The sequence below is a fragment of the Nocardioides solisilvae genome, assembly GCF_003194625.1.
GTDB lineage: Bacteria > Actinomycetota > Actinomycetes > Propionibacteriales > Nocardioidaceae > Nocardioides > Nocardioides solisilvae.
Genome location: NZ_QHKX01000003.1, coordinates 639,987 through 665,865, shown reverse-complemented (window position 1 = coordinate 665,865; position 25,879 = coordinate 639,987). Strand labels below are relative to the sequence as shown.

Below are 25,879 nucleotides of genomic sequence, written 5' to 3'. Positions count from 1 at the left end.
GCCGTACGCCGGGGCGTCAGGACGGGTGGGCCGGCCGCACGGTCTTGCCGTGGTCGGCGCGGACCTGGCCGAGCTCGTCGAGGAACTCGGCCGCCCAGGTCGTCACGTCGTGGTCGACCACCGTGCGGCGCATCGCCTTCATCCGCCGGGTGCGCTCCTTGTCGCTGGCCCGGTAGGCCTCCAGCAGCGCGCTCTTCATCCCGTTGATGTCGTAGGGGTTGATCAGCCACGCCTGGCGCAGCTCGGCGGCGGCCCCCGCGAACTCGGAGAGGACCAGGGCGCCGTCGGCGTCGTAGCGGCACGCGACGTACTCCTTGGCGACGAGGTTCATCCCGTCGCGCAGCGGCGTCACCACCATGATGTCGGCCGCGCGGTAGAGCGCGGCCATCTCCTCGCGCGGGAAGGAGGAGTGCATGTAGGAGATCGCCGGACGGCCGATCTTGCCGAGGTCGCCGTTGATCCGGCCGACCAGCCGGTCGATCTCGTCGCGCAGGATCCGGTACTGCTCGACGCGCTCCCGCGAGGGGGTGGCGACCTGGACGAAGACGGCGTCCTCGACGTCGAAGTGGCCGTCCTCGAGCAGCTCGCTGTAGGCGCGCAGCCGGGCGTAGATGCCCTTGGTGTAGTCGAGGCGGTCGATGCCCAGGAAGACCTTGCGCGGGTTGCCCAGCGCCTCCCTGATCTCGGCAGCGCGCGCCCGGACCGGCTCCGAGCGGGCGAGCTCCTCGAAGTCGGCGGCGTCGATGGAGATGGGGAAGGCCGCCGCCCGCACGGTGCGACCGTCGGGCAGGTAGACGAGGTCGCGGTGCGTCTTGTGGCCGACCCGCTGCCGGACGAGGCGGATGAAGTTCTGCGCGCCGCCGGGCAGCTGGAAGCCGATGAGGTCGGCCCCCAGCAGGCCCTCGAGGACCTGGCGCCGCCACGGCAGCTGCTGGAAGAGCTCCGTGGGCGGGAAGGGGATGTGCAGGTAGAAGCCGATGCGCAGGTCGGGCCGGAGCTCGCGCAGCATCTGGGGCACCAGCTGCAGCTGGTAGTCGTGCACCCACACGGTCGCGCCGTCGGCGGCGACCTCGGCCGCCTTCTCGGCGAAGCGCCGGTTGACGGTGACGTAGGAGTCCCACCACTCGCGGTGGAACTCCGGCTTGGCCACCACGTCGTGGTAGAGCGGCCAGAGGGTGGCGTTGGAGAAGCCCTCGTAGAACTCCTCGACCTCCTGCGCGCTGAGGTGGACCGGCACCAGGTCGAGGCCGTCCTCGACGAACGGCTCCAGCTCCTCGTCGGTGCCGCCCGGCCAGCCGATCCACGCGCCCTCGTTGGCCCGCAGGACGGGCTCCAGGGCGCTCACCAGGCCTCCGGGCGAGCGACGCCAGCCGAGCGTGCCGTCAGGGAGGGTGTGCCGGTCCACCGGCAGCCGGTTGGCCACGATCACGAGTTCTGCCGAGCCTGGAGTGGTCACGCCGCCCACCCTAGTGGGCCCGCGGGCGACGACTCGCGCGAGTGAATGACATCGTTGTGGTTCGTCACCTACAGTGGACGCCAGCACCGCTACCTGCAGGGGAGACACACATGGACGCCGCGAACGCCCTCCCGGGCCAGGAGCCCGCGCCCGGCGGGAGTCTGAGCGACCGCGACCGCGAGATCCTCGAGTTCGAGCGCCACTGGTGGAAGTACGCCGGTGCCAAGGAGCAGGCGGTGCGGGAGAAGTTCGACATGAGCTCCACCCGCTACTACCAGGTCCTCAACGCCCTCATCGACCGCCAGGAGGCGCTCGAGGAGGACCCGCTGCTGGTCCGTCGGCTGCGTCGCCTGCGCTCGCAGCGCCAGCGCCAGCGCTCGGCCCGGCGGCTCGGGTTCGAGGTCTGACGTGAGCGACCGGGTGCGGCACGGCCGCGACGAGCGCGGGGTGGCCTACCCCTCCCCGCTGGTCATGCTCAGCGTCATCGCGATCGCGATGGCGGGCATCGCCTTCTTCGCGACCAAGGACCAGCCGGAGCAGGAGCGGCGCGTCGAGACGGTCTCCTCCACCGCCGAGGAGACCCCCGCCCCCGCGCCCGAGCCCGAACCGGCCCCCGAGACCGCGCCCCCCACCCCCGAGAAGCCGGCGGTCGAGCGCGGCCAGGTCTACGTCGAGGTCTACAACAACACCGGCATCCGGGGGCTCGCCGCCGAGACGGCCGAGAAGGTCAGCGGCGCCGGCTGGCAGGTCGTCGGGACCGACAACTGGGTCGGCACCATCCCCGCGCCCACGGTCTACTTCCCGGCCCGGCTCAAGCCGGCGGCCGAGCTGCTCGCCCTCGACCTGGGCATCCAGCGCGTCCAGCCCGCCGTCGCGCCGATGAAGCAGGACCGCCTCACCCTCATCCTCACCGGCTGAGGTTCCCGCGCAGCGTCCTCACCAGCCGACACCCCGGCGGACGCCGTCGCAGGGTCTGACAGAGTGGGCCCCATGGAGTTCCCCACCCCCGAGGTGGCCGCCCAGTACGCCGACCTCGTCGCCGCCGCGCCCGACCTCGTGGTCGGCCTCGACTTCGACGGCACCCTCGCGCCGATCGTCGAGGACCCCACGCAGGCTCACATCCACCCCGACGCCCCCGAGCTGCTGCTCGAGCTGGCGCCGCTCGTCCGGGGGATCGCCGTGGTGACCGGGCGGCCGGCCCGACAGGCGCTCGCCCTGGGCGACCTGGACGTCCTGGGCGCGCAGGTGGCCGAGCTCGGCAGGGAGCTGACGGTGCTCGGCCAGTACGGCAACGAGCGCTGGACCTCCACCGAACGCCGGGTCGTCTCGCCGCGCCCGCCGCACGGGCTCGCCTCCTTCGTCCGCGAGGTGCCCACCCTGCTGCGCCGCGCCGGGGCCGCCGACGCCTACGTCGAGCTCAAGGGGCTCGCGGTCGCGCTGCACACGCGACGGCTGGAGGACCCCCGGGGCTCGTTCGCCCGGATGCTCCCGCTGCTCGAGGACGCCGCGCAGCGGCACGGCCTGTCGGTGGAGCCCGGCCGCCTGGTGGTCGAGGTCCGGGCGCCCGGCATGCACAAGGGGCTGGCGGTCCGGGGCCTCGCCGAGCGGCTCGACGCGGGTGCCTTCCTCTTCGCCGGTGACGACCTGGGCGACGTCGAGGCCTTCAACGAGCTGCACGCCATGCGGGAGGAGGGGACCCCGACGCTGGTGGTCTGCTCCGACGGCGGCGACGGTCCAGAGGTGCTGACCGAGCTCGCCGACCTCGTCGTGGAGGGCCCCGACGGGGTCCTGGGCCTGTTGCGCGGCCTCGTCGAGGACATCAAGGCCGGGCCCTCGACCCTCGCCTGAACCGCCCTCCTGCGTCCAGGAACGGCCTCCGCTGAGCGTGCGACGCCAACATGTGGGACGCGTGTGCACATCTTGAGACAGCCGTCGTAGGCTTGCCGCGCTCATCCAGAGGGACTGAGGGAACGGCCCTACGAAGTCCCGGCAACCGCCGCGTGCCTCCTGTCGACGACGTCGACAGTCGCGGAAAAGGTGCTAATTCCGGCCCGCGACGAGGTACGCCGCGGGGCAGATGAGAGAAGGAGACCTTCATGAGCGCCGTCACCACCCTCGAGACCACCGACGTCCGCACGCCCGGACAGCTGCGCCCGGGAGCCTTCGGCCACGCCACCGGCCTCTCCTGTCGCGAGTGCGGCCACGCCATCGACCTCGGCCCCCACTACGCGTGTCCGGAGTGCTTCGGCCCCCTGGAGATCGCCTACGACTTCCCGCAGGTCACCCGCGAGGAGATCGAGGCCGGCCCGTCCAACATCTGGCGCTACAAGGCGCTCCTGCCCGTGCCCTCCGACATCGAGCAGAGCCCCAACATGGAGCCCGGCTTCACCCGGCTCCTCGAGGCCGGCAACCTGGCCCGCGAGCTGGGGCTGCAGAAGCTCTGGGTCAAGGACGACTCGACCAACCCGACCAACTCCTTCAAGGACCGCGTGGTCGCCTGCGCGCTCAGCGCCGCGCGCGAGTTCGGCAGCAAGGTCTTCGCCTGCCCCTCCACCGGCAACCTGGCCAACGCCGTCGCCGCCGCGGGTGCCCGCGCCGGGATCAAGACGGTCGTCTTCATCCCGAGCAACCTCGAGAAGCCCAAGCAGGTCAACTCGGCGGTCTACACCGACTCGCTGGTCGCGGTCGAGGGCAACTACGACGACGTCAACAAGCTCGCCTCCGAGATCGCCGGCGAGGAGGAGGGCTGGGCGTTCGTCAACGTCAACGTCCGCCCCTACTACGCCGAGGGCTCCAAGACGCTCGGCTACGAGATCGCCGAGCAGCTGGGCTGGCGGCTGCCCGACCAGGTCGTCATCCCCGTGGCCTCCGGGTCGCAGCTGACCAAGGTCGACAAGGCGTTCCAGGAGCTGATCCGGCTCGGTCTCGTGGAGGAGAAGCCCTACAAGGTGTACGGCGCCCAGGCCACCGGCTGCTCGCCGGTCAGCGTGGCCTACAAGGCCGGCACCGACGCGATCCGGCCCGTGCGGCCCGACACGATCGCCAAGAGCCTCGCGATCGGCAACCCGGCCGACGGGATCTACGTGCTCGACATCTGCCGCCGCACGGGCGGGGCCGTCGAGGACATCACCGACGAGCAGGTCCGCGAGGGCATCCTGCTGCTCGCCCGGACCGAGGGCATCTTCACCGAGACCGCGGGCGGCACGACCGTCGGCGTCCTGAAGAAGCTCGTCGAGACGGGTCAGCTCGACACCACGCTGGAGACCGTCGTGATCAACACCGGCATGGGGCTCAAGACCCTCGACGCCGTGGCCGACGAGGTGGGTCCCGCGGCGACGATCCCTCCGACGTACTCAGCCTTCGCGGCCACCGGCCTGACCGACTGACGACCCGCCCTCCTCGAGAAAGCCGACACCATGAGCGTCTCCGTCCGCATCCCCACCATCCTGCGCACCTACACCGGCGGCGACTCCGAGGTCACCGCGGAGGGCGCCGACCTGGCCGCCGTGCTCGACGACCTGGACGCCCGCTACGCCGGGATCAAGGGGCGGATCCTGGACGAGGCCGGCCAGCTGCGGCGCTTCGTCAACGTCTACGTCGACAACGACGACGTGCGGTTCCTCGACCACCTGCAGACGCCCACCCCCGACGGCACCCAGGTCTCCGTCATCCCCGCCGTCGCCGGGGGTTGCTGACCCTGTAGTAGAGATCACCTCCCAAAGCAACCCCCAATATTGGGGAAAGGGAGATTTCTCGTCCTCGTTCACGGACCATGAGGAGGACGGGCACGACCAGGGGGCCCGAGGTCGTGGAGAGGTCCACCCGTGCGCGTTCTCGGGTCCGTCGTCGCAGCCGCGCTGCTGGCTGCCTCCACGGTGGTCGTGACGGCCGGCCCGGGCGTCGCCACCGCGACGACCGGCACGAGCCACCTCGCTGACGTCGCGTGGTCCACGGTCGACCACCGCGACGCGTTCCGCGTGGAGCACGCGCGGTTCGACCACAGGATGGACCTGGTGGGCCACCCGCTGGACACCACCTTCGACCGGACGGGGGCGGTCTGGACCCTGGGCGAGTTCACCATGCAGGTCGGTCGCTACGCCCGGGGCGAGGTGCGGCGGCACGCCGTGCCGCTCAAGACCTACCGGGAGGACGGGCGGCTGCTCGGCTGGACCGAGCCCTTCGGCTCCTCCTGGGGCGGGCACGTGCCGGCCAGCGAGCTGGGCGAGGCGGCGGTCGACACCCCCGACGGCGTCTGGGTCAGCCTCGGGGGCCAGCAGGGCGGTGGCCGCTTCAACCACTCCATGCTGGTCCGCTACTCGGTGAGCACCCCGGTGCGGGCGTGCGCGGTCCCGCTGCCCGGGGACAACAACCAGGTGATCGGCCTGACCTACGACAGCCGCCGGGACCGGGTCTGGTTCGCGGCCTCCGAGGGCGACCACACCCGCGACGGCAAGTACTCGACCATCGGGTGGGTCAAGGCGTCGGGCCTGGGGGATCGCTGCCAGAACACGCTCGACTTCGGCGGCGACCCCCGCCTGTCCGCGGAGGAGGACCTCGCGCGGAGGGCCGAGGCCCAGGCGGAGGTGGACGCCCTGGCCTGCACCCCGGAGCAGGAGGGGGACGAGCTCGCCGACTGCGTCCACCACGGCAGCAGCGACCTCCCGCCCGGCGCGACCCACCTCGCCTACGACGCGGACCTCGACACGCTGTGGTTCACCAACTGGGCGTCGTCCCGGCTGAGCCGGTACGACCCCGAGGGCAACCGCCTCGTGGCCACCCACACCCCGCCGCCGTCGGCGTTGGGGAGCTTCGTGGCGGTGGCGTGGCAGATCGCCGTCGACGCCGACGCCGTCTACTTCAACGAGTACGGCGGCAACCGCGTCCTGCGCTTCGACAAGGTCCGCCAGGACTGGTCCGTCGTCGCGATCCCCGTCGGACGGGACCTGCAGACCCACAGCATCGCCGTCGAGGGGCGGACCCTGTGGTTCACCCTGTCGGACGAGGACCACGACTCCGAGGCGCGGATCGGCAGCATCGACCTGGCCGCCTGGGCCGCGGGCGAGGTCGTGCCGGCGGTGCTCTACGACGGCTGGGACGAGCTGCCCCTGGCGGCCGACGCGCCGGCCCGCAACACCCACTCGTTCCGGGGCATCGACGTGCGGAACGGGCGGATCGCCGTGACCGACCACGGGGACATGCAGACCCTCGTGCTGACGCCCCGCGGCGCCGAGCCCGAGCCCACCCCGGAGCCGAGCCCCGAGCCCACCCCCGAGCCCACCCCCGAGCCCAGTCTCGAGCCCAGCCTCGAGCCCACGCCGGAGACCGAGTCGACCGAGGAGCCGAACCCGGAGCTGCCGTTCCCCACCGACGGGGCGACGCCGCCCGTGCTGCCCCCGCTGGACGACTCCGTCGAGCCGGAGACCCAGCAGCAGGAGCCGACTGCCGAGCCGACCGTCGAGCCGACGTCCCAGCCGACACCGGACCCGGGGGAGGGGGAGCCCCCGGTCGTGCCGCTGGTGCCGTTCCCCACGGGGGGTCCCTCGGACGAGCCGGTTCTGCTCCCGTCCGCCCCGCCCCAGCCGGCTCCGACGCCTGCGGGCCCCACCGGTCCGTCGGCCCCCGAGCCGTCCACCGACCCGGCGACCACGGGCGGCGGACAGGCGGCCGAGCAGCCGTCGACGCAGCACGCAGCCCAGGAGACGGCCCAGGAGACGGCTCAGGAGACGGCTCAGAAGACGACTCAGAAGACGACGCCGAAGGACGCGCGCAAGGCAGCCAGGAAGGCGGCCAGGAAGGCCGCCCGCAAGGCGGCCACGAAGGCCGCCGCGAAGGCGGCGGCGAGGGCCGAGCGCCGGGGCGCCGGCCCGGCGGAGGTACGACGGATCGCCAGGGCGGTGGCCAAGCGCGTGGCCCAGCGCGTGACCCGGCGAGTGACCAAGCGCGTGCTCGCACGGCTCGCCCGCGACCAGCACGCGGGCGGCGACCAGGCGCCGCTGCGGCCCGCGCAGCAGGAAGTGGCCCGGCTCCTCGGGACGCAGCTGGGCGCGGGGGTGGCCGAGGTGGCCGGCTCGGCGGTGGACCAGCTCCTGCGCTCCCGGCCTGCCGCGCCCTGAGCCCGCGCCCAGCCCGGGCGGGCGACGTACCCACCCCTGGGGCCCTCCGGCTGGCAGACTCCCGGACATGGGCACGCACACCTACGAGCTCTCGCTGCGCTGGACCGGCAACCGCGGGCCGGGGACCTCGGGCTACCGGGACTACGGCCGCGACGTGGAGGCCCGCTCCCACGCGGGGGAGAAGCCCGCGCTGCTGCTCTCCGCCGACAAGCCGTTCCGGGGCGACCCCGACCGCTGGAACCCCGAGGAGCTGCTGGTCGCGGCGCTCAGCGAGTGCCACCTGCTGTCGTTCCTGCACGTGGCGGTGACCCACGGGGTCACGGTGACGGCGTACGAGGACGCGCCGCTGGGGACGATGGAGCAGGAGGGGATCGGGGGACGGTTCACGCGGGTGCTGCTGCGTCCGACCGTCACCGTGGCCGAGGCCGCGCACGTCGACCTGGTGCCGCGGCTGCACCACGAGGCCGGGCAGGCCTGCTTCATCGCTGCCTCGGTCGCGTTCCCGGTCGAGCACGAGCCGACCACGTTGGTCGCCGGTCCCTGACCGCGCGCACGTGCACCCGTTCGGCTGCTGGACCAGCGGGGGACGCAGCAATATGGGTGCACGTGCACGACGTCAGGGTGCCGCCCGCAGGTCCACGATGGCGGCGTTGCCGCGGTCGTCGACCCGCAGCTCGGCGACCGCGCCGTCCTCGCGGAGCGTCTCCTCCAGGCGCCGCGCCTCGTCCTGGGGCGCGAACCAGCTCTCGATCCCGCAGCGGATCGAGAAGCCCTGGTCCCGGCAGGCGAGGTAGGGGCTGCTGGCGGGACGGGTGCGCGTCCAGTCGGAGGCCACGGTCAGGGCGCCGTCCTGCTCGAGCACGACGTAGATGGTGTTGCCGTCGCCCGGCACGGCGTCGGTGCCGGACTCCCACCCGTCGTCCCGGGGACTGTCGGCCGGCCACAGGTCCGGGTAGTCGAGGCTGACGTAGGCGCCGCGGAAGGGGTCGATCGGGTCCACGGGGGCCACCCGCACCAGGTAGGTGTCCCCGCCGAGCCGGGCCGAGAGCTGCGGGACGACGGCGACCGCCGTCAGGGCCAGCTGGGCGGCCGCGACGCCCGCCACCACGACGTACCTGTTCATCGGAGCTCCTCCTCCTGGTCGAGGCTGGCGGCGAGCCGCCGGCGGGTCCGGTCGAAGCCGATGCCGGTGGCCGCGAGGACGAGGCCCAGCAGCAGGAACAGCCAGGCGCCCTGGACGATCGGCGCGAAGACCGCGAAGCTCTGGAAGGTCGTGAAGACCACGAGCCCCAGGGTGGCCATCAGGGTGAGCAGGGTGGCGTCGCGCAGGGTGCCGACCGCGGCCACCCCGACCGCGAGGACCACGTAGGCCACGACCCCCACCAGTGCGCGCCACACGTCGGCGGCGCTCAGGGCGTCGGGGTCGCCGCCCGGGGTCCAGGCGGCGAGCAGCGCGGCGACGCCGAGCACCGCGACCCCGCCGAGCACCTCCCAGCGCGCCCGGGTCCGCCCGAGGAGCACGGCCGCGACGCTGGCGACGACGGCCAGAGCCACCACGGCGACCGGGAGCCAGTCGTCGAGCAACCACTCCTCGGGCACGGGGAGGCCGGCGACGAAGAGGCCGACCAGGAGCAGCGCGGCACCGACGTGGCGCCACGTGTCGGCGAACGCCGGCCGCCAGCGCTCGTGCAGCGCGGCCGCGGCGAGCGCGGCGGCCCCGGTGCCGGTCACCAGCAGCACCCCGGCGGTGAACGTCGGGTCCGGGACGAGCCCCTCCCACAGGGTCCAGCCGACGGCCCCGGCGACGCCCACGACGAGCGGCCCACGGGCGCCGGTGACGTAGGCGTGCAGCAGGGCGCCGAGACCCCAGACCCCGACGAGCCGGGGCTCGTACGCCGGCACCTGGAGGCTCTGCGCGGCCTGGAAGACGACGGCCCCGGTCCCGAGGGCCGCCAGCGTCCGCACCGCCCCGACCAGCAGCGGCGACGAGCGCCGCCCCTCCAGGACCTCGGCGCCCACGAGCGCGGCGAGCCACAGGACGACCACCGCGACGAAGCGGACGAGCGGGGAGAGCTGGTCGAGGTTGGCCGCGACCAGCCAGATCGTCCCGACGCCGACGAAGCAGGCGCCGAGGCCGAGGAGCAGGCGGGCCAGGGAGAAGCGGCGGGACTCGTGGTAGCGCCCGAGGATCGCGTGGGCGGTGGGGTCGTCGACGAGGCCCTCCAGGCGCCAGTCGACGAGCTGCTCCCGCAGCCAGGCGAGCTGGCCGGGGGTGGCCGGGACGTCGTGCGGCTCCGTGCCCGGGGGTGGGGTGGTCGTCTCCATGCCTCCATCGTCCTCCGAGGACGACCCCCCGCGCCATGACGCGTCCTACTCATCCCGACCCCACTAGGGTGGCCGGCGTGCCGGACGACGCCTCGCCCCAGCCCCCGCTGAAGGAGCGCGACCTCACCGCGCTCGCCGAGCACTTCGGCACCGACAAGTGGGGTGTGCACCGCTACACCCCGCACTACCAGCGATTCCTCGAGCACCTGCGCGACGAGGAGTTCACCCTCCTCGAGATCGGGGTCGGCGGCTATGCCCGCAACCGGCAGGGCGGGGCGTCGCTGAAGGCGTGGAAGTGGTTCTTCCCCCGGGCCAACGTCGTGGGGCTCGACATCGAGGACAAGTCGTTCGTCGACCGCAACCGGATCACCACCTACCGCGGGGACCAGACCGACGAGGCGGTGCTGCGCCGTATCGTCGAGGAGCAGGGCGTCCCGCTGGTCGTTGTCGACGACGGCTCGCACGTGCCGGCCCACGTCCGGCGGACCTTCGAGATCCTCTTCCCGCTGCTGCCCGACGGGGCCGTCTACGCCATCGAGGACACCCAGACGTCGTACTGGCCCGAGTGGGGAGGAGCCGAGGACCGGCACGCGCGCGGCACCACGATGGACTTGGTCAAGGACCTCGTCGACGGGCTCAACCACGAGGAGTACGTCGTGCCGCACGAGCCGTCGTACACCGACCGGTGGGTGAAGGCCGTGCACTGCTTCCACAACCTGGTGATCGTCGAGAAGGGCGACAACCGCGAGGGCACCAACAAGTGGACGGTGCTCGCCGAGCGCTACGGCGGGGGCACCGCCGACGACCAGTCTCCTCCGGCCGGTCGGTCGGACTAGACCGTTCGGGCCATTTTGGGCCGAACCTCTCGCAGCGCTCCGGGGGCGTTCGTACAGTCGACTCGCTGTGCCCTACCCACTGGTAGTCCCGCCGTGGAGCCTGGCCGGCGCGAGGCGCTTGAGGAGACCCATGTCGGTACGTCGTAGGCACCGCGGTGAGCGGGGAGCTTCCGCGGTCGAGTTCGCGCTCATCCTGCCGATCTTCCTGCTCCTGCTCTTCGGCATCATCGACTTCGGCTACGCGATCAACCGCGGGTCGATGATCAACAACGCTGCGCGGGACGCCGCCCGCGAGGCGAGCTTCAACCTCACCAAGGCACAGGTCGAGACCGTGGCGCGCACTGGGACCGCGTCCGTCGGGGACGCCTCCAACGTGTTCATCACCGTCACGTGCCGCAAGCCCCCGCCCTCCCCAGGTGGGGTGGGCGCCGCCTGCGGCAGCTACGACGCCGACAGGGCTCCCGGTGGGGCCGCGGTCGTGACCATCAAGTACCAGCACAAGATGCTGACCCCGGTCGGCATCTTCTTCCCCGGCGGCATCGACCTGACGCGCACCGCAGAGATGAGGTTCGAATGAGCCCCCGCGCCTCCGGCGGGCGTCCTCGCCCCCGCCTGTCCCTGCTGCGCCGCCCACGCGACGAGCGGGGCGCCTACGCCGTGCTGATGTCCATGCTCGTGATCCTCCTCGTGGCGCTGGCGGCCATCGGCGTCGACATCGCCAGCAACGTCGCCGCCAAGCAGGTGCTCCGCGACACGCTCGACCAGTCGGCCCAGGCGGGCGCCTCGGCACTGCCGGACGCAGTGGCGGCCCGCAAGGACGCCCTGGCGGCGGCCCGCCAGGTCGACGGCGCGGCCAACCCGACGATCGATCTCTGGTGCGTCGTGGGCTCCAAGCCCGTGGGTGCCTCTTTCGAGGTGAACGCCTCTCACATCCCCGGAACCTGCGACCCCGGGGCCGGCGCTCCGTACACCGCCGCGAAGTACCCCGGGCTGAAGTGCGACGCCGCCATCTGCGCCATCCCGTGCCCCGACTCGGCCCCCAAGTGCAACACCATCCGGGTGGCCGACTCCGACGTGGTGCCCTACGCGTTCGCCCCGGCGATCGGCTACCAGGAGGGCAGCACGGGCAACCAGGTGGCCACCGCGTGCACGGGGTCGTGCGGGTCCGAGGTGCCGAACCCCATGGACGTCGTCTTCATGGCCGACCGGACGCGATCCATGCAGCCGGCCGACCGGGAGCTCATGAAGGACGCGATCCTCGATTCGCTCAAGACGATGACGCCCTCGCTGCACCACGTGGCCTTCGGGACCCTGCACGCCACGGCCAACAGCCTCTACTCGTGGCAGTGCCAGACGAACGCTTCCGAGGCTTCGAGCGCCGCGGACGGCAAGTGGGTGCCGATCGGCTTTTCCACCGACTACCTGACGTCAGCGGCCACGCCGACGCTCAACACCAACAGTGCCCTGGTGAAGGGGGTCGACTGCCTGCCCGAGTCCCCGAAGCACGGCACCCACCTGGCGGCGGCGCTCAAGGGAGCGGCCCGGTACCTCCTCACCAACGCCACCCGGGGCGGGACCCCCAAGAAGGTGCTGATCTTCGAGACCGACGGGCAGCCGGACGAGACCATGGGCGGGTCCTACACCGGACTGGGGAACGACACCGACTTCGGCGCGGGTGGCAACGGCTACTGCGCCAACAGCTACGGCGACGACTACTACCCCTCCAACTACTCCGACGTCAGCCTGCGCTACTGGTGCAAGAACTACGTCGCGACGTCGGCAGGGCTCGACGGGTGCAAGAACCTGGAGAGGATCGCCGCCGAGGCGAAGGCCCTGAACATCACCGTCATCACGGTCGGTTTCGGGCAGGCCGGGACGGCCGGGTGCACCGTGACCCGCAAGCACAACAGGAACGACCCCGCGATCCCGTGGCAGACCGGTGGGGAAAAGGTCCGCGACTACCTGGCCGCGGCCGCCTCGCCCCACCCCGAGACGAAGCAGCCGAGCACCGCGAGCGACTGCTCCGACCCGACCCAGCGCGGGCTTGAGAACGCCGACGGCGACTTCTTCTTCTGTGCCGCGGCGGGATCCGAGCTGGGACCCATCTTCAAGACCGCGATCGCCCAGGTCTCGAGCGGGATCCGACTGCTCCGACTGCCCATCTGAAGCACGCGCCCGCCCGCCGACGCCGTCCCCCGGACCCCCGGGGGGCGGCGTTTGCACTCTCGGGGGGCGAGTGCTAAACATGACGTTGGCACTCTCACTACGAGAGTGACAGACGCGGACTGGTGACGTTGAGGTCCGAAGCGCCGGCGGGAAGGGTCCGCCGGGCAGCCGGATCGTCCGTCGCGGGCAACCCATCAGGGCCGTTCCCATACTCCCGAAAAGGAATCACAGGAGCTATGCCGAAGCTGATTGCTTTCAACGAGGAGGCCCGTCGTGGTCTCGAGCGTGGCATGAACACGCTCGCCGACGCGGTCAAGGTGACGCTGGGCCCCAAGGGCCGCAACGTCGTCCTCGAGAAGAAGTGGGGCGCGCCCACCATCACCAACGATGGTGTGTCGATCGCCAAGGAGATCGAGCTCGAGGACCCGTACGAGAAGATCGGTGCCGAGCTCGTCAAGGAAGTTGCCAAGAAGACCGACGACGTCGCCGGTGACGGCACGACCACGGCGACCGTGCTCGCCCAGGCGATGGTCCGCGAGGGCCTGCGCAACGTGGCCGCGGGCGCGAACCCGATGGGCCTGAAGCGCGGCATCGAGGCGGCCGTCGAGGCCGTCTCCGAGCAGCTGCTCGGCATGGCCAAGGACGTCGAGACCAAGGAGCAGATCGCGTCCACCGCGACCATCTCCGCGGGCGGCGACACCACCGTCGGCGACGCCATCGCCGAGGCGATGGACAAGGTCGGCAAGGAAGGCGTCATCACCGTCGAGGAGTCGAACACCTTCGGCATCGACCTCGAGCTGACCGAGGGCATGCGGTTCGACAAGGGCTACATCTCGGCCTACTTCGTCACCGACCCCGAGCGCATGGAGACGGTCCTCGAGGACCCCTACATCCTCATCGCCAACTCCAAGGTCTCGTCGGTCAAGGACCTCCTCCCGCTGCTGGAGAAGGTCATGCAGTCCGGCAAGCCGCTGGTCATCATCGCCGAGGACGTCGACGGCGAGGCGCTCTCCACCCTGGTCGTCAACAAGATCAAGGGCACCTTCAAGTCGGTCGCCGTCAAGGCCCCCGGCTTCGGCGACCGCCGCAAGGCCATGCTGCAGGACATCGCGATCCTCACCGGCGGCCAGGTCATCTCCGAGGAGGTCGGCCTCAAGCTGGAGAACGCCGGGATCGAGCTGCTCGGCCAGGCCCGCAAGGTCGTCATCACCAAGGACGAGACCACGATCGTCGAGGGCTCCGGCGACGGCGGCCAGATCGAGGGCCGGGTCAACCAGATCCGTGCCGAGATCGAGAAGTCGGACTCCGACTACGACCGCGAGAAGCTGCAGGAGCGCCTGGCCAAGCTGGCCGGCGGTGTCGCGGTGATCAAGGTCGGCGCGGCCACCGAGGTCGAGCTCAAGGAGCGCAAGCACCGCATCGAGGACGCCGTCCGCAACGCGAAGGCTGCCGTCGAGGAGGGCATCGTCGCCGGTGGTGGCGTCGCCCTGGTGCAGGCCTCCAAGACCGCCTTCGAGAAGCTGGACCTCTCCGGCGACGAGGCGACCGGTGCCGAGATCGTCCGCAAGGCGACCGAGGCCCCGCTCAAGCAGATCGCGATCAACGCCGGCCTCGAGGGCGGCGTCATCGCGGAGAAGGTGCGCAACCTCGAGTCGGGCCACGGCCTGAACGCGGCCACCGGTGACTACGTCGACATGATCGCCGAGGGCATCATCGACCCGGCCAAGGTCACCCGCTCCGCCCTGCAGAACGCCGCCTCCATCGCGGCGCTGTTCCTCACCACCGAGGCCGTCGTGGCCGACAAGCCGGAGAAGGCCGCCCCGATGGGCGACCCGACCGGTGGCATGGGTGGCATGGACTTCTGACCGGAGCAGGGGGCGGTCCGGTCGCCGAGCGCTGACCGTGACCGTCCCTGCGTAGGGAGGAAGTCCCATCGGGACAGACTTCTGAGTTCCACGCACCACCAGCAGGGCCCTCGCTTCGGCGGGGGCCCTGTTGTCGTGCCCGGACTCCCCGAGGGCCTGTGACAGGAACCCGCCGATTCGAGTGGCGTGTGTCACAGAAAAGGGGCATGCTGCCCCCATGGGAGCGCAGAGGCCTGAGCACGTGGCGGTCGTCGGGGCGGGCATGGTCGGGCTGGCGACGGCCTGGTTCCTCCAGGAGCAGGGCGTGCGGGTCACGGTGCTGGACCGGACGGGGGTCGCGGCCGGCTCCTCGTGGGGCAACGCGGGCTGGCTGACCCCGGGCCTCGCCACGCCGCTGCCCGAGCCGGCCGTGCTCAAGTACGGGATCCGCGCGGTGGTCAGCCCGAAGTCCCCGGTCTACGTCCCCCTCTCCACCGACCGCCGGCTGCTGTCGTTCCTCGTCCGCTTCGCCCGCAACTCCACGATGCCCCGGTGGCGGGAGGCGATGCGGGCGCTGGTGCCCGTCAACTCGCTCGCGCTCGACGACTTCGACCGGTTGCGCGAGGGGGGCGTCGAGGCGCCGACGCCCGAGGCCAGGCCGTTCCTCGCGGCGTACCGCACGCCCGCGGAGCGGGCCACCCTGCTCGAGGAGATCGAGCACATCCGCGCCAGCGGGCAGCCGCTCGAGTACGACGTCCTCACCGGCGACGAGGCCAGGGCCCTGGAGCCGGCGCTCTCACCGGCGATCGGGGCCGCCATCCGCCTCGACGGGCAGCGCTACCTCACGCCCAGCACGTACGTCGCCGCGCTGGCCGAGCAGGTCCGGCACCGCGGTGCCCGGATCGTCAGCGGGGTCCAGGTCGACACCGTCAAGCAGCGCGGCGACCAGGTGCAGGTGGCGGGGGAGGCCTACGACGCCGTCGTGATCGCCTCGGGGGCCTGGCTCAACCAGCTGGCCAAGCCCTTCGGCGTGAGCCTGCCTGTGCAGGCCGGGCGCGGCTACTCGTTCACGGTCCCGATCGACCCGGTGCCGGCCGGCCCGGTCTACTTCCCCGCGCAGCGGGTCGCCTGCACGCCCGACGGGGACCGGCTCCGGATCGCGGGGATGATGGAGTTCCGGCCCGCCGACGCCGGGCTCGACACCCGCCGGATCGAGGCCATCGTCGACGCCGCGCGGCCGCTGCTGCGCGGGGCCGAGCTGGGCTCCCGGCGCGACGAGTGGGTGGGGGCCCGGCCGTGCACCCCCGACGGCCTGCCGCTCGTCGGCGCGACGCGGTCGGACCGGGTCTTCGTCGCCGGCGGTCACGGGATGTGGGGCATCACCCTCGGACCGGTCACGGGCCGGCTGCTGGCCGAGCGGATCGTCACCGGGGTGCTGCCCGAGCCGCTGCGGCCCTTCGACCCCCTGCGCAGCTGACGCCGGAGCCCGACGGCAGGCGGCTGACGGGCGCCCGCCGGCTGGCTACCGTGGGGGGATGACCCCGGCCCGCGCCGTCGCCGCGCTCGCGGTCTGCTGCGCGCTCGTCCTGGGCGGCTGCACCGACGACGCCGCGAAGATGCGGCGCACCCCGTCGGAGACCACGCCCGGCACGCCGTCGGCGTCCGCCACGTCGTCGGCGTCCGGCGCCCCCTCGGGGGAGGGTGCGCCGTCGGCCACCCCCTCGGGAGGGGGAGCGCCGGCGGCCGGGCTGCCGTCCGTGCGGTCGCCGTACTCCCTGCCCGCGTTGATGGCCGAGGAGTTCAGCAGCGAAAGACCCCGGCGGCTGCGGGTCTCGGTGGACGACGAGGCCTACACCGAGTGGGAGGTCCGCTACCGCAGCGGCGACCTGCGGGTCTCCGGGGTGCTGCTCCTGCCGAAGGGGAAGGGGCCGTTCCCCGGGGTGGTGCTCAACCACGGCTACATCGAGCCGTCGGTCTACGTCACCGGTCAGGGCCTGAGCCGCGAGCAGGACTTCCTGGCCCGGCAGGGTTTCGCCGTCCTGCACACCGACTACCGCGGCCACGCGGGCTCCGACCCGGCGAGCGACCTGGACCGCGAGACCCGGCTGGGCTACACGCGCGACGCGGTCAACGCCGTCCACGCGCTGGCGGCGGAGCCGAAGGTCGACGGCGACCGGATGGCGATGCTGGGGCGTTCGATGGGCGGCGGGGTCACCATGAACGCGCTCGTCGCCCAGCCCGACCTGGTGGACGCGGCGGTGCTCTACGCCTCGGTGAGCTCGGCCTACCTCGACAACCTGCGCCGCTGGACCATCCCGGAGCGGCCCGAGAACGCCGAGCGGCTCTTCGGCCGGTTCGGGACGCCGGAGCGTCGGCCCGGCTTCTGGGCCGGGCTCTCGCCGCGGACGTTCTTCGACCGGATCGACGTCCCCGTGCTGTCCCACCACGGCACCCTCGATGACTCCTGCCCGCTGCCCTGGGCGCGCACCACGCACCGGCTGATGCGGGAGGCCGGCGTGCGGAGCCGGCTCGAGGTCTACGAGGGCGAGCAGCACGCCTTCGGTCCGCAGTGGACCGCCTCGATGGAGACGACCGTGCGGTTCCTCAGGCGCCACCTGCGGGGCTGAACCCCGTCGCGCGCCGGCGCCCGCCTCAGCGCACCTCGAAGAGGCCGCGCGCCCCCCGCTCGGCGTCGACCATCACGTGGTTGACGAAGGGGTAGTGGCCCGGCTCGGGGAAGGCGAGCTCGACGAAGCCGCCCTGGGAGGCCATCAGGCCGAGCGTCTGGGACCCGGTGTGCCGCGCGGGTGCGCGGGCGTCGCCGAGGCGCCAGTCGCCCTCGCTCCAGACCCGGTCGAACTGCCCGCCGACCACGTGGAAGGCCAGGTCCCGGTTGGGGCCGGCGGAGAGCACCCACACCCGCACGCGCTCGCCGACCCGCGCCGGCAGCGGCCGGTGGACGTACTGGTCGGCGTAGCCGTTGAAGACCACCGCGTCGGGGCGCTCCGCGGCCAGCGCGTCGGCGTCCACCTCCCCGCCCGGGGCGCCGAGGTAGAGCTCGGACTGGACGACCACGTAGGACCGTTCGACCTCGGGCAGGCCGGGCGGCTCGATCACCACGGCGCCGAACATGCCGTTGGCGATGTGGGCCGACATCGGCATCGTGGAGCAGTGGTACATCCACACGCCCGCCCGGGTGGCGGTGAACCGGTAGGTCAGCGACTCCCCGGGGGCGATGGTCCGCATCGGCCGGTCGGGGGCCAGGGCGCCGGCGTGGAAGTCGATCGAGTGGCCGATGCTCCCGTCGTTGACGAGCGTGATGACGAAGACGTCGCCCACCCGGCCGTGCAGCGTCGGGCCGGGGGCCGTGCCGCCGTAGGTCCACAGCGTCTGGGTCACGCCGGGGGCCACTTCGCGCACCGAGTCGGTGACGGTCAGCGTCCGCCGGTGCACCCGGGGCCGGGCCCCGGGCCCGCGGGGAGGCAGCGGCGGCAGGGCCGCGGGCGCGGCCTCGAAGTCGGCGGCCGGGGTCCGGCCCAGGTCGGCGGCGCTGCCGTCGGCGTAGGTGCTCGTCGGCTCGTGGGAGGCGTGGCCGTCGGCATGGCCCGCCGCGGGGGCCCCCGGGGTCGTCGCGTGGTCGCCGGGGGTCCCGGTCACCTCGACGGTGAGCGCCATGCCGCGCTGGTGGTGACCGACGACGGAGCACCAGCCGCCCAGGTCGCGACCCACCACGCCGACGTCGAGCACCTCGCTCTCGCCCGGCGCGAGGCGGGCCGTCCGGGCGCCGGTCTCCAGGACCAGGTCGTGCAGGTCGCCGTCGTCGGCGTTGCGCAGCGTGATGACGAGGCGGTTCCCGGCGGGGACCTCGAGGGTGTCGGGGTGGAACCGCATGTCCTTCGCGACGACCTCGACCTCCGTGGTCGCCCCGGTCGCGGTCACCCCTGCGGCCGCGGAGGCCCGGGGCGCGTCCAGGGCGGTGGGGTCGAGCGCGACGCCCGCCGCGACGGCGACCAGCAGCGTGGCGACGCCGGCGGCGACCAGGCCCGTCCGCTGGCCCTGCGGACGGGCGTCGTCCGGTGCCCCGCGGCGTACGGCGTCGCCCACGGCGTCCCTCGCGGCGTCCCCCGTGGCTCGCGCCCGGCGGGAGGCCCGCATGGCCGCGAAGAGGAGCGGGACGAAGGACGCGAGGGCGGCCACGACCAGCACGGAGACCAGCACCCGGACCGGTCCCGGCACCGGGAGGGCGCAGAGCATGAGGCCGGCGTTGGCCACCACCAGCCGCCAGCCGGCCCCGGAGTCCAGCACCCGGTTGGCCGCGCGCACGGGTCCGGGTCCGCCGCCGAGGACGACGGGGACCAGGTAGGAGGTGGCCCCGAGCAGCACCTGCGCGGCGAAGCCGGCGGCCAGCAGGGGGGTGACCTGGCCGAGGGCGGCGTCGACCTCGAGCCAGTCCGACGCCGTCCCGGCCCGGAGCACCAGCCAGGCCAGGCAGGCCACCAGCCAGCCGAGGGCGGCGAGCACCGACCACGGGGCGAAGTGGGCGGGCGCCTTGGCGCGCACGGTCGCCACCGCCGGGACGGCCAGCACCGCGACGCCGCCGGCGTAGACCGCGAGCCCGGCCACGTAGCCCGGCCGGAGGTCGGCCAGCGCGGTCGCGACCATGAGGAGCAGGCCGCCCACCAGCAGGGGGAGGGCCCGGCGCGCGGCGCGCTCGGCGCCGTCGGCGATCCGGGTGCGCAGCATCGTCGGCCAGAGCGTGACCAGGGTGCCGAGCACGGTGAGCCCGATCCACCCGAAGACGTTGAGGGCGACGTGGGCGGCGCGGGCCTGCTCGTGCAGGGGGGTCGGCAGGTCCCGGGCCAGCCAGGCGCCCAGGCCGGCACCGAAGGGGAGCAGGCAGGCGGCGGCGACGTAGTAGCGCACCGTCGGCGCGAACCGCGCCGCGAGGGCCCGGCGCAGCTGCCGGGCCAGGACCACGCCGTGCCAGCCGACCGCGAGCACGACGGCGGCGGCGCCTGCGGCCGTCGCGGCCCAGGTGCTGGAGAGGACGCCCGCGACGACCGCCACCACGCCCGCGTTGAAGAGGCCGAGGCGCAGGTCCTGGGGGCGGCGGGGCGTCGGCTCGCAGCGCAGCAGGGTGTCGGCGAAGTAGCGGCTCCAGACGAGGATCGCGTGGCCGACGGCGCCGAGCACCAGGAGGTGGACCATCAGCCAGCGAGGGGCGCTGACCCACGGGTGCAGGACCGTGGCGGCGACGGTCGCCAGCAGCCAGGCGACCGTGGGCAGGTCGCGCATCGGCCAGAAGCCGCGGGTCGCCGCGCTCACGCGGGGCTCCCGGCCAGCGCGGGCACCGGGGCCGCGGGGCGGTGCGCCGGAGGCGGCTCCGCCGGGCGTCGCGACGCCGACCACGCCACGCAGCCGAGGAAGCCGAGCACGGCCAGCACGTTGACCACGCCGCCGGCCTGGCGGGCGACCTCGAGCCCGAGGGCGTCGCCGAGCCAGAGCCGGACGACGAGGGAGAGCTGCAGGGCGGCCACCGGCACGTACATCACCGGGTGGAAGGGGACGGGCACGCCGGAGACGGCCGGCAGGATCACCGGGGCGTGGGCGACGACCATCGACATCGTGAAGCCGAGGAAGACCGCGTGGACCAGGGCGTCGTACGCCGGCCCGCTCGTGGTCGGCCCCCCGACGAGCCACAGCGCGGCGGCGACGGCGAGCCACGCCTGGCCGGCGAGCATGCTCAGGCCCATGAAGCGGGCGAGGCCGGTGCCGCGCGCGGCGGTGTGCCGGGCCACGTCGTGGCGGAGCAGCCAGCCGGCGAGCGCGGCGAGCGTCAGCCCGAGGAGGGCGGCGCCCACCCGGGGCCAGAGCAGGCTGGCCGGCACCCCGGCGCAGAAGGCGAGGACCAGGCGGACCAGGAGCGTGGCGCCTGCCGCGGGGACCTGGAGCCGCGCCAGCTCGAGCCGCTCGCCCACGATGGTGAGCACGAGGAAGCCGGCGAGCCACGGGAGCAGCGCAGGCACCGGCACGCCCCCGGCCCCCAGCAGGGTGGCGCCGAGCGCCAGGACCGCGCCCAGCGCCTGGACGAGGACGGCGTCGTCGCGCTGTCGGCGCCACAGCGGCACGTAGGTGGCCACGAGGGCGAGGGCTCCCAGGACCAGGGCGACCCTCGCCGCAGGGGCCGCGGCCGGGTGCAGCTGGCCGAGCGCGCCCGCGGACAGCAGGGCGGGGGCGGCGTAGCCCAGCCGTGGGCCGGCGTTGGCCAGGGCGACGGCCCGCTCGAGGGCGACGAGGGCGCCGACGAAGCCGAGCACCATGAGGATCCCGTGGGAGTCGGCGAGCCGGCCCGCGGTGATCGGGGCCCACGTCCCGAGGAGGTCGAGGCCGGCGTCGAGGCCGAGGAGGAGGGCCACGGCGGCCGGCAGGGCGAGCAGGAGGCGGGGGCGCGGACGCCGGTTCTTTTCCACGGAAAAGAGTGTAAATAAATACTCGGTCGTCGCGCCACCCGCTCACGCCCCGGCGTCAGTGAGACGCGTCTCCCGGCACCGGCGGGACGGTGAGCAGGCAGCTGCCCGGCCGCGCGAACGGCTCGAGGCGGCTCCCCTCGGCGCTCGCCCCGTGCTCGGCCAACGCGCCCTCGACGAGGCCCAGGTGGACCGCGCAGACCACCTCGGGGTGGCGGTGGGCGGCCTCGAGGAGGGGGCATCGCGTCAGGTGGACGTCGGCCGGTCGCCCGGCCTCCTGCTCGGGCGCGAAGCCGAGGTCGTCCAGCAGCTCGACCACCCGGGCGCGGGCATCCTCCGGCGGGGCCGCGGCGGCGCCGCGGCCCTGGGCGAGCTGTCGTCCCCAGGCCACGCCCGCGCGGCGGCCCACCTCCGCCGGGTCGGCGCTGGACTCGGAGACGGCGAGGGCGAGCGCGGCGGCGAGCCCGGCGTACTCGGAGGCGCTCCGGTCGCCGACGGCCTCGTAGAGCCAGGCCGGCCGGCCGCGCCCCGACGAGGGGGCGCGCTCGCGCCGGACCAGCCCGACCCGGAGCAGCCCGTCGAGGTGCTCGCGCAGGGTGTTCTCGTGCTGTCCGGTGGCGCGGACCAGGGCTGCGAGGCTCAGGGGCTCGGGCTGGTCGCGGAGCCGGTCGAGCACGCGCTGGCGGGCGGGGGAGAGGGGCGGTGGCCTGCGTCCGGCCCGCGGGCCGAGGCGGGATGAGGTCTCGGGACCATTATTTTCCACGGAGCAAAGTGTAGTAATACAGGGTCGTGGCCGCCAGTCGACGGCCGGACGACTCGCAGCGAGGAGAGACCAGTGGAGACGATGACGATCGCGGCCAGCCGGGCCGACGCCGAGGCCGCCGAGGCGGTCGAGCAGCACCACGCGGTGATGGCCGGGACGCTGCTGCGGCTCGCGGACGACGTCGCGGCCGCGGCGCGCGCAGGCTCGGCGTTCGAGCCGGCCCGGGACCGCCTGGTCGCCTGGGCGACCGACGAGCTGGTGCCGCACGCGCTGGCCGAGGAGGGGACGCTCTACCGGGTGGCGGGCCAGCGGTCCGACGGCCGGCTCCTCGTGGAGGCGATGCTCGCCGAGCACCAGGCGATCGTGGCCCTCGTCGACCGGCTGGCCGCCGCGGACGACCCGGTCGGGGCGGCGGTCGCCGCCGCGTCGCTGCGCACCCTCTTCGAGGTGCACCTGGCCAAGGAGAACGAGCAGGTGCTGCCGCTCCTGCTCGGCACCCCCGGCGTCTCGGTCGCGGCGCTGCTCGGCGGCATGCACGAGCTGCTGGGTGGGTCCGACGAGCACCCGCGCGAGGGGGCGGCGGAGCCGGCGGCCGGCGGCTGCGCCTGCGGCGGCCACGACGAGGGCGAGCCCGAGCTCGACGTGCGCGTGGTGCCGCACAGCATCCGGCACGCGACGATCTTCGGGGCGCTGGACGCCGTGCTGCCGGGAGGCGCCCTCGTGCTGGTCGCCGACCACGCGCCGGTGCCGCTGCTGGCCCAGCTCGAGCAGCGGGCCCCGGGCGCGTTCGTGGCCAGCTGGGTCGAGGAGGGGCCGGACGTCTGGCGGCTCCGCCTGGCCCGACGCGACGCCTGACCGCACGACGCGCGCACCGGACGACGAAGGCCCCCTCCCGGTCGGGAGGGGGCCTTCTCGCGTCGCGCCGCGGTCAGCTGGGTCGCGGCGCACCCCTCCGCGCGTAGCGCCACCAGGTGATGCCGACGCACATGACGGCCCAGGCGACGCCGATCGCGTAGAAGACCGTCGGGCCCAGCGTGGTCACGCCGACGCCGAAGAAGAAGGGTCCGAAGGCCGCGATGGCGGCCGTCCAGCCGATCACGCCGCCGGCCTGCCGCTTCTCGAAGATCATCGGCATCTGCTTGAAGGTCGAGGCGTTGCCGATGCCGGAGAAGAGGAAGATCGCCAGCATGCCCCAGAGGAACTGGTCGAAGTCGGCGTCCAGCGCGGCCGCCGAGCTGGTGTCGGGGGTGAGCGCCGGGATGGTGAACAGGATCGCGCCGATCAGGCCGATCCCCGAGACCAGCGTCCAGATGGCTCCGCCCATCCGGTCGGTGAGCGGGGCGAAGATGACGCGAGCCGCGGCGCCCACGAGGGGCCCGAGGAAGACGAACTTCACCGGGTCGGGCACGGAGTAGCCGTCGATCAGCAGGGTGGCGGTGGCGCCGGCGCCCTGGACCACGTCGGGGTTGTTGACGCCGTAGAGGTCGGCCATCAACAGGCCGAACTGGGCGGCGAGGCCCGAGAAGGTGCCGAAGGTCATGATGTAGAGCAGCGTCATCAGCCAGGTGTCGACGTTGCCGAAGATGTCGAACTGCTGCTTGACGTTGGCCTTGATCGGCACGGACTTGAGCATCGTCCAGGCGAACGCGGCGGCGATCAGCATGAGCGGGATCCAGAAGAACGCGGCGTTCTGGTACCAGACCTCCTGGGCCTCCTTCCCCGCCACGGTCATGGTCTGGCTGCCGCCGAGGATCCCGAGGAAGCCGAACGCGATGAAGTACGGCGTGAGCAGCTGCACCGCCGAGACGCCGAAGTTGCCGAGCCCGGCCTGGAGCCCCAGCGCGGTGCCCTGCTTGGCCTTGGGGAAGAAGTACGACGTGCTGGGCATGAAGCCCGAGAAGGCGCCGCCGCCGATGCCGGCGAGGAAGGCCAGGACCATCAGCTCCCAGTAGGGGGCGGTGGGGTTCTGCACCCGCACCCCCCAGCCGAGCGTGGAGGCGATGAGCAGCAGGCTGGTCAGCGCGACCATCTTGCGGGTGCCGAGGATCGGCGGGAGGACCATCCACACGAGGCGCAGCAGGCCGGCCGCGAGGCCCGGCATGGCGGCCATCCAGTAGAGCTGGTCGGTGGTGAAGGTGTAGCCCAGCGCGTTCAGCTTGGGGATGATCGCGCTGGGGAGGAACCAGGCCACGAACGCCAGGAACAGGGCAAACGTCGTGATCCAGAGGGTCTTCCAGGCGAGGCGGGAGTCCCAGGTCTCCGCGTTCTCGGGGTCCCAGGAGTCCAGCCACTCACCTCCGCGGCGTTCCTCGGCTCCAGTCTTGGTCATGCCAGTGCCTCCTCGGGCTCGCGGGCATCAGTCGGGCTCTCCAGGTGGCGAGCCAGTTCGGGGGACTCGTGGTGCAGCATGTGGACGACCGTCCAGTGCATCCAGACCGCGCAGGCCGCGGTGAGCAGGAAGAGGACGAAGAAGGTGCTGGTGGGGAAGCCCGACCAGGCCTTGGTGTAGGCGAACAGCGGCGGCAGGAAGAAGCCGCCGAGGCCGCCCAGCATCCCGACCAGCCCGCCCACCGAGCCGACGTTGTCGGGGAAGTACTCCGGGATGTGCTTGAAGACCGCGGCCTTGCCCACGCCCATCGCGCAGCCGAGCAGGAAGACGAGGACCGCGAACGGGACCAGGCCCAGGCTGTAGCCGAGGTGCTCGCTGGTGCTGCCGTCGGCGTGCGCGATCACGATGTGGCCGTTGGGCATCATCAGCACGCCGGTGACCAGGAGCATCGCGCCGAACGTCCAGTACATGACGCGCCGGGCACCGAAGCGGTCGGAGAAGGTGCCGCCGACGGGCCGCAGCAGGGAGGCCGGGAAGATGTAGGTGGCGGTGAGCAGGGCGGCGGTCTGCAGGCTGACGTCGAAGTTGTCCATGTAGTACGTCGGCAGCCAGGCGGCCAGGGCGACGTACGCGCCGAAGACGGCGACGTAGTAGAGGCTGAACCGCCACACCCGCAGCTGGCGCAGGGGCTGCAGCTGCTCGCGCAGCGGCTTGCCCGTGCCGGGCTTGCGATCCTGGCTCGGGGTGCCGAACCAGGTCGCCGCCGCCATGAGGACGAGCAGCACGGCGTAGACCACGGGGACGAGCCGCCAGCCGCCGTCGACGAAGCCGAAGTAGGTCGCGCCCGCCGTGCCGGCGATGATCGGGGGGCCGATGAACTTGGTGACCGAGGCCCCGACGTTGCCGGCGCCGAAGAGGCCGAGGGCGAACCCCTGGTGCTCGCGCGGCTGCCAGGCGGAGTTCCAGGCGATGCCGGAGGAGAAGGCGTTGCCGGCGAAGCCGACGAGGAAGGCGAGCACCACGAGCACGGCGTAGGAGCTCGCCTGGGAGACGAGGTAGGTGGGCACGGCGCTGAGCAGCAGCAGGAACGTCATCACCTTCCGGCCGCCGATGCGGTCGGTGACCATCCCCGCCGGGAGGCGCCACAGGGAGCCGTTGAGGGCCGCGGCCGCGACCAACCAGGAGAGCTGCACCTCGGAGAGCCCGAACTCCTCGCTGATCGGCTTGCCGAGGATCCCGAACATCAGCCACACGGCGAACATCAGCGTGAACGCCGTCGTCGAGAGCCCCAGGACCCGGGTTCGGCCCCGGTCGTCCTGCGCGGTGGGCGACGCCGGGGGCGCCGGGGGGAGTGGTGGGTCGGAGATGCTCGACGACGCCATGCTGCGGCCTCCATTAAAAGGAATGTTGTCCTCTAAAACAGGGTCGACGCTACACCCGCACTCCGTGTCTAGCAGCCCGACGAGGTCAGGTCCACCCATGACCTGCGTCACGTCGGCGTGTCGCGTGGCGCCCTTCTCACGCTGGCGGGACGGCGGTAGGGTGCGGTTACTCCCGTCAGGGGTACCCAATTGTGGTCA

General features: G+C 73.0%; 22 protein-coding genes and 1 riboswitch. Of the genes, 14 read left to right on the top strand and 8 right to left on the bottom strand.

Annotated features, from left to right (window positions below):
* Positions 1-16: 16 nt before the first annotated feature.
* On the bottom strand, positions 17-1,456 hold the full coding sequence (locus tag DNK53_RS14530) for an alpha,alpha-trehalose-phosphate synthase (UDP-forming) (protein WP_110183011.1): 1,440 nt from the start codon (positions 1,454-1,456) through the stop codon (positions 17-19).
* Between the two features lie 110 nt (positions 1,457-1,566).
* Between DNK53_RS14530 and DNK53_RS14525 the strand changes: the two genes are divergently transcribed.
* The 7 genes from DNK53_RS14525 to DNK53_RS14480 all read left to right on the top strand — a co-directional run bounded on the left by DNK53_RS14525 (position 1,567) and on the right by DNK53_RS14480 (position 8,113).
* A complete protein-coding gene (locus DNK53_RS14525; RefSeq protein ID WP_110183010.1) occupies positions 1,567-1,863 on the top strand; it encodes a DUF3263 domain-containing protein in 297 nt (98 codons plus the stop codon).
* A gap of 1 nt (position 1,864) precedes the next feature.
* Positions 1,865-2,374 carry a LytR C-terminal domain-containing protein gene (locus DNK53_RS14520; protein ID WP_239456545.1) on the top strand — a complete coding sequence of 170 codons (510 nt, stop codon included), beginning with the start codon at positions 1,865-1,867 and terminating at the stop codon, positions 2,372-2,374.
* Between the two features lie 72 nt (positions 2,375-2,446).
* On the top strand, positions 2,447-3,304 hold the full coding sequence (gene otsB / locus DNK53_RS14515) for a trehalose-phosphatase (protein ID WP_110183009.1): 858 nt from the start codon (positions 2,447-2,449) through the stop codon (positions 3,302-3,304).
* 98 nt (positions 3,305-3,402) lie between these two features.
* A riboswitch (SAM riboswitch) is annotated at positions 3,403-3,540 on the top strand.
* A gap of 12 nt (positions 3,541-3,552) precedes the next feature.
* Complete coding sequence (gene thrC, locus DNK53_RS14510) at positions 3,553-4,842, top strand: threonine synthase (RefSeq protein WP_110183008.1); 1,290 nt, start codon at positions 3,553-3,555, stop codon at positions 4,840-4,842.
* Positions 4,843-4,872: 30 nt separating this feature from the next.
* Positions 4,873-5,151 (top strand): MoaD/ThiS family protein, encoded by a 279-nt coding sequence (locus DNK53_RS14505; protein ID WP_110183007.1) that lies wholly within the window; start codon positions 4,873-4,875, stop codon positions 5,149-5,151.
* 129 nt (positions 5,152-5,280) lie between these two features.
* Entirely contained in the window at positions 5,281-7,569 is a 2,289-nt protein-coding gene (locus DNK53_RS17595) for a hypothetical protein (RefSeq protein ID WP_162599954.1), read from the top strand.
* Positions 7,570-7,636: 67 nt separating this feature from the next.
* Complete coding sequence (locus DNK53_RS14480) at positions 7,637-8,113, top strand: OsmC family protein (RefSeq protein WP_110183002.1); 477 nt, start codon at positions 7,637-7,639, stop codon at positions 8,111-8,113.
* 72 nt (positions 8,114-8,185) lie between these two features.
* Here the strand turns inward: DNK53_RS14480 and DNK53_RS14475 are convergent, their stop codons facing one another.
* Together DNK53_RS14475 and DNK53_RS14470 are read right to left on the bottom strand one after the other, a co-directional pair.
* Entirely contained in the window at positions 8,186-8,692 is a 507-nt protein-coding gene (locus DNK53_RS14475) for a GDYXXLXY domain-containing protein (RefSeq protein ID WP_110183001.1), read from the bottom strand.
* Entirely contained in the window at positions 8,689-9,894 is a 1,206-nt protein-coding gene (locus DNK53_RS14470) for a DUF2157 domain-containing protein (RefSeq protein ID WP_110183000.1), read from the bottom strand. Before DNK53_RS14470 ends, DNK53_RS14475 begins: the two co-directional genes overlap by 4 nt.
* Before the next feature lie 77 nt (positions 9,895-9,971).
* On the opposite strand from DNK53_RS14470, the gene DNK53_RS14465 reads away from it, so the two are divergent.
* The 6 genes from DNK53_RS14465 to DNK53_RS14440 all read left to right on the top strand — a co-directional run bounded on the left by DNK53_RS14465 (position 9,972) and on the right by DNK53_RS14440 (position 17,367).
* A complete protein-coding gene (locus tag DNK53_RS14465; RefSeq protein ID WP_162599953.1) occupies positions 9,972-10,730 on the top strand; it encodes a class I SAM-dependent methyltransferase in 759 nt (252 codons plus the stop codon).
* A 130-nt stretch (positions 10,731-10,860) separates the two neighbouring features.
* Positions 10,861-11,307: a TadE/TadG family type IV pilus assembly protein gene (locus tag DNK53_RS14460; protein WP_110182998.1), complete on the top strand. Its 447-nt coding sequence runs from the start codon at positions 10,861-10,863 to the stop codon at positions 11,305-11,307.
* Complete coding sequence (locus DNK53_RS14455) at positions 11,304-12,896, top strand: pilus assembly protein (RefSeq protein ID WP_110182997.1); 1,593 nt, start codon at positions 11,304-11,306, stop codon at positions 12,894-12,896. Before DNK53_RS14460 ends, DNK53_RS14455 begins: the two co-directional genes overlap by 4 nt.
* Before the next feature lie 236 nt (positions 12,897-13,132).
* The gene (gene groL / locus DNK53_RS14450) at positions 13,133-14,761 is read left to right on the top strand and encodes a chaperonin GroEL (protein WP_110182996.1); all 1,629 of its coding nucleotides are present in this window, start codon (positions 13,133-13,135) and stop codon (positions 14,759-14,761) included.
* Positions 14,762-14,978: 217 nt separating this feature from the next.
* A complete protein-coding gene (locus DNK53_RS14445; protein ID WP_110182995.1) occupies positions 14,979-16,217 on the top strand; it encodes an NAD(P)/FAD-dependent oxidoreductase in 1,239 nt (412 codons plus the stop codon).
* Positions 16,218-16,275: 58 nt separating this feature from the next.
* Positions 16,276-17,367: an alpha/beta hydrolase family protein gene (locus tag DNK53_RS14440; protein WP_110182994.1), complete on the top strand. Its 1,092-nt coding sequence runs from the start codon at positions 16,276-16,278 to the stop codon at positions 17,365-17,367.
* A gap of 25 nt (positions 17,368-17,392) precedes the next feature.
* Here the strand turns inward: DNK53_RS14440 and DNK53_RS14435 are convergent, their stop codons facing one another.
* From DNK53_RS14435 to DNK53_RS14425, 3 genes are read right to left on the bottom strand one after another with little or no spacing between them, the layout of a single operon-like run.
* Positions 17,393-20,065, bottom strand: coding sequence for a multicopper oxidase domain-containing protein (locus tag DNK53_RS14435; protein ID WP_239456544.1), 2,673 nt, complete (start codon positions 20,063-20,065; stop codon positions 17,393-17,395).
* Positions 20,062-21,210 (bottom strand): hypothetical protein, encoded by a 1,149-nt coding sequence (locus DNK53_RS14430; protein WP_110182993.1) that lies wholly within the window; start codon positions 21,208-21,210, stop codon positions 20,062-20,064. Before DNK53_RS14430 ends, DNK53_RS14435 begins: the two co-directional genes overlap by 4 nt.
* A gap of 55 nt (positions 21,211-21,265) precedes the next feature.
* Entirely contained in the window at positions 21,266-21,970 is a 705-nt protein-coding gene (locus DNK53_RS14425) for a helix-turn-helix transcriptional regulator (protein WP_110182992.1), read from the bottom strand.
* Positions 21,971-22,051: 81 nt separating this feature from the next.
* Here DNK53_RS14425 and DNK53_RS14420 point away from each other — a divergent pair, with 81 nt between their 5' ends.
* Positions 22,052-22,825, top strand: a complete 774-nt coding sequence (locus tag DNK53_RS14420) for a DUF2249 domain-containing protein (RefSeq protein ID WP_110183178.1) — start codon at positions 22,052-22,054, stop codon at positions 22,823-22,825.
* Positions 22,826-22,898: 73 nt separating this feature from the next.
* On the opposite strand, the gene DNK53_RS14415 is transcribed toward DNK53_RS14420, so the two are convergent.
* Positions 22,899-24,299 carry an MFS transporter gene (locus tag DNK53_RS14415; RefSeq protein WP_110182991.1) on the bottom strand — a complete coding sequence of 467 codons (1,401 nt, stop codon included), beginning with the start codon at positions 24,297-24,299 and terminating at the stop codon, positions 22,899-22,901.
* Positions 24,296-25,681 carry an MFS transporter gene (locus DNK53_RS14410; RefSeq protein ID WP_110182990.1) on the bottom strand — a complete coding sequence of 462 codons (1,386 nt, stop codon included), beginning with the start codon at positions 25,679-25,681 and terminating at the stop codon, positions 24,296-24,298. The genes DNK53_RS14415 and DNK53_RS14410 overlap by 4 nt, the downstream gene beginning before the upstream one ends.
* Between the last annotated feature and the right edge of the window lie 198 nt (positions 25,682-25,879).